3 protein-coding genes and 1 tRNA gene are annotated in these 3,463 nt (G+C 58.3%); 1 reads left to right on the forward strand and 3 read right to left on the reverse strand.

From position 1 onward, the window contains the following. The first annotated feature begins 40 nt into the window (after nt 1-40). Nucleotides 41-127, forward strand: a tRNA-Leu gene (locus tag AC52Q4_RS10760). A 604-nt stretch (nt 128-731) separates the two neighbouring features. Here the strand turns inward: AC52Q4_RS10760 and AC52Q4_RS10765 are convergent. The 3 genes from AC52Q4_RS10765 to AC52Q4_RS10775 all read right to left on the reverse strand — a co-directional run bounded on the left by AC52Q4_RS10765 (nt 732) and on the right by AC52Q4_RS10775 (nt 3,193). Next, entirely contained in the window at nt 732-923 is a 192-nt protein-coding gene (locus tag AC52Q4_RS10765) for a hypothetical protein (protein WP_495536796.1), read from the reverse strand. 8 nt (nt 924-931) lie between these two features. After that, on the reverse strand, nt 932-1,693 hold the full coding sequence (locus AC52Q4_RS10770) for a hypothetical protein (RefSeq protein WP_495536797.1): 762 nt from the start codon (nt 1,691-1,693) through the stop codon (nt 932-934). A gap of 114 nt (nt 1,694-1,807) precedes the next feature. Further along, on the reverse strand, nt 1,808-3,193 hold the full coding sequence (locus tag AC52Q4_RS10775; RefSeq protein WP_495536798.1) for a phage terminase large subunit: 1,386 nt from the start codon (nt 3,191-3,193) through the stop codon (nt 1,808-1,810). Nucleotides 3,194-3,463: the final 270 nt, after the last annotated feature.

The following is a 3,463-nucleotide window of genomic DNA, read 5'->3' on the forward strand; positions in this document are numbered from 1 at the left end:
TCGCCGCAACCGGCGCTGCCTTATACTCCTGCGCTGGACAGCCGGGATGGCGGAACCGGTAGACGCGCCGGACTCAAAATCCGGTCCCCGCGAGGGGGTGCGAGTTCGAGTCTCGCTCCCGGCACCAACAACTTACAGAACATCGATCAAAGTTGCAGATTTCTCGTGTAAGCGATATGTAAGCAGCACAACAAAAACCCGGCACGCGGCCGGGTCCAGTGGTGGTCTCAGAAATAGCGGCTCTCAGGCCGGATAACAGCGGCGGAAAGGCGTAACTGCATCACACTGGCGTGGGTTGTGCTTCATAGAATGCTTCTTGCAAGCTTGCATAGAGCATTCCACCATGCAAACACATGCCAGATACCGCTTGTCGGAAAGTTGGTCGGCACCGCCGCGAAGATTAAGGGGGAGAAGCCGCTATGGCGCGAGCCCGGGGGTACTACCGCCGGGCCTGCCGGTAATCGCTAGTTCTGGAGGCATCACGCACCGCGTGAATTCTTCTCGTTCCGCCTGTCCTGCTCGGCGCCGCGCCTACCGAAGGATCTACCAACAGCCTTATCCCGCCAGCGGCGTAGCAGGTGGCGCCGCCAGCCACTATTAGACTTCCGCATGAGTCGCCTCGTCCGTGGCCTCTATGGCTCGGATAAGGTCCATCACCTGGCGCCTGAGCCTGGTATCAGCAGGTAGTTCGCCTGTGGCGAGATAATGCCGCCATGCCCTATGCAGATCGCTCATAACCGCAGGCCGGCGTGCCGCTCCATGATCTTGATCAGCTCATCTATCGCCGAGCGCCGATTGTTCGGGTCTCTGGCCGCGCCGCGCACGATCTCACCCAACGCTCGCGCGAGCAGGTTCGCACGGTCGGCCGGATGGGACAGGTCCGCGAGCTCGTCAAGGAATGAGCGTTGTTCCGCCTGCATCATGCCGCTACCTACTTCAAAGCCTCAGCAGCCGCTTTGGCGCGCTTGGCGATGGCATCTGCTCGCGGGTCGCGTAGGGCGCCCATTTCCCGCATGAATCGCTGCATGCCTTGCTCTAGTTGATCAACCGCCTTCTCCAGCTTCGAGCGGCGCTTCATTTCAGCCGGAAACCTCCGCTGAACAGTCTTGTGGCGCAGCGCTTCGGCTTCGGCTGGTTTTAGGCCGCTCAGGAATGCTTTTGCACTCAGAACGGCAGCGACAACATCATCATCGGCACTAGCCAAAAACTCGCGGCGCTGCTTATCACTTAAGTTTTTGATATGATTGCGAATTTCAGAGCGTTCGGATTCAGTCAGGTGGGACTTGAAGGCCGCATCGACTTGTCTGTCGATGGCCTTAACTTCCTCCACGGCCGCCAGGCGGGCGCCGTCCAGGGGCTTTGCCGGCGCAGTAACATGCTTTTCCGAGATCTTGGCAACGCTGACCGTGATGTCGTCGGCCGTGCGCGTAGTGTCTTTTCTGACGGTCAGTTCACGCTCATAGGCCTCATCCAAGGTCCGCGATAGAGATTCAAAGGCACGCTGTGCTGCGGTTAACGCTTGGTCGTGCTCATCGTCCGCCTCCATGCCGACTTGATGGCTGAACATTCGAACATCTAATTCCGGTGAAACCTTCCGCCTTTTGAATACCTGCTTCGGCGCTAGGTCTCTAGGTGAAACGGCACCGGCCGCGAAGCTGGTCCGCTTGGCATATAAATCAGCTGTATTCGTCATCTGCGCTTGCCCTCATGTCGAAAGTGAACCAACGCGATCCGCCGCACTGCGGGCAATCGCTTTGCTGTTCGTAATCGGTAAAAACGAATTCAATTGGCCGGCACTCGCACATTTTCAAAATCCCGTAAGCCTGCTCACAACAACACGTGGCCGCTCGTACAAAAGCGCGTACCGGCTGGCGTCTGCTCCATGGTCTGGCGCGGTGGTATCCACATCCTCGATTCGACGCGGATTGCGCGGTAAAAATGGCACCGTTGCGAGCCAATAGGCGCAGCGCTCGCTGACATAGAGCCCAGGTTTATCGGGTGCACCGGCATCGGCGAGCATTCGGCGCATCAGCTCCCAGCCGGTAGCACGGTCGCCCTTGCGCGCCGGGTGGATACGCAGACCCGCTCGGCGATACTCGTTGGCGAGCGTGCCAGACGCTGAGCCGTGCGAGGCGAAACAGGCATCATCCATTGCGCCGGCGGGCGAGACGCCCCATGCCTTGCACTGCTCCACGACTTCCGTTGCCATTGAGGGAACCGTCAGGCCCAGGCCACGGCTTAATGAGTCACGCTCAACGAAAGCGATCTCATCAAACAGGATCACCGACCCCGCCGGGTAAAACCGATCATCCGGGCCACGGGCGCCGGGAGAGCGTGCGCACAAATAGAAAACGGCCGGCGCTGCGCTTCCATGATCGCCCGCAATGAAAAATTCCCAACCATAATCGCGCGGGAGATTGCGCCAGGGCGGAACGACGTTTCTTTCCGTATCGAATACGGCAGCGAAAAATCCGCCTTTTGCGATGTTCCAGTCGCCAAGAATCCAAGCCTTTTTCAGTGCTTCATCCGTGGCGGTCGCCGCTTCCAATTGATGGCGGTAATCTTCATCAAGAAATGGATTGTCCACGTAAACGCTCGGCGCGGTCACGAACACCCGGTTCGTTTTCGGTTCCAGGTATGGTTCCCATGGTGTCACACCGGCCACATGGCGCTTTTGAACCCAGCTATGACCAACTCCACCAGGATTTGCAGACAAAATCATCCGGCACGGAACCCCGACCTTGCTCCGAAGGCTGGAGCGGAGTAAATCAATCAGGGCTGGATCTGGGAATTGCCCCGCCTCGTCGGCAACAATCAGCGAATAACTTTTCCCCTGGTATTTCCCGAAATCGGCGAGGGTTTCGATTTGATCAAGCTGGCAGGTGGCGCCGTTCGGGAATTGCCAGATATGGTGGGATCCGTTATAGCGTGCGCCGCGATAAGCGGAGGCGAATAGAAACCGGGCCTCGGCCTCGAAATCGCGCAAGCTTGGGAAGTCACGGCGGACGACCAAGACGCGCGCATGCTCGGCGTACTGCTCTATGTGGCGTAGGATCGAGAGTAGGACTGCGTACGTCTTACCCCCACCCCTGCCGCCGGTCAGGGCGATGTCGAACTTTTCGGGAACCGACAACACGCGCTGCTGGAAGCCCGTTGGCCTTATGGTCTGCTGTTCAGCTACTGCCGTCGCCATCGTTCAACCGCCGTTGTGGCGTGGCCTCGATCAAGTTGCGGTATTCGTCGGCAGATAGTGCACTTGGCAGGTTAATAGTTACCGCTGGCGTGGTCTCGGCCTCTTGTGGTCCGTAATCCCTGTAATTATGACGGCCTTTTAATAGAAATTGCCTCTCAACTTAACGCAGCTTGCGTTGTCGAAGCTGATAGACAGCTCGCTAATGGAGGCTTACGCCATGCAACAGCCCACCATGAGCTATTTCGACTGGACGCAGCAGTTCTCCACCCA

This window comes from Nitrococcus sp., assembly GCF_059432795.1.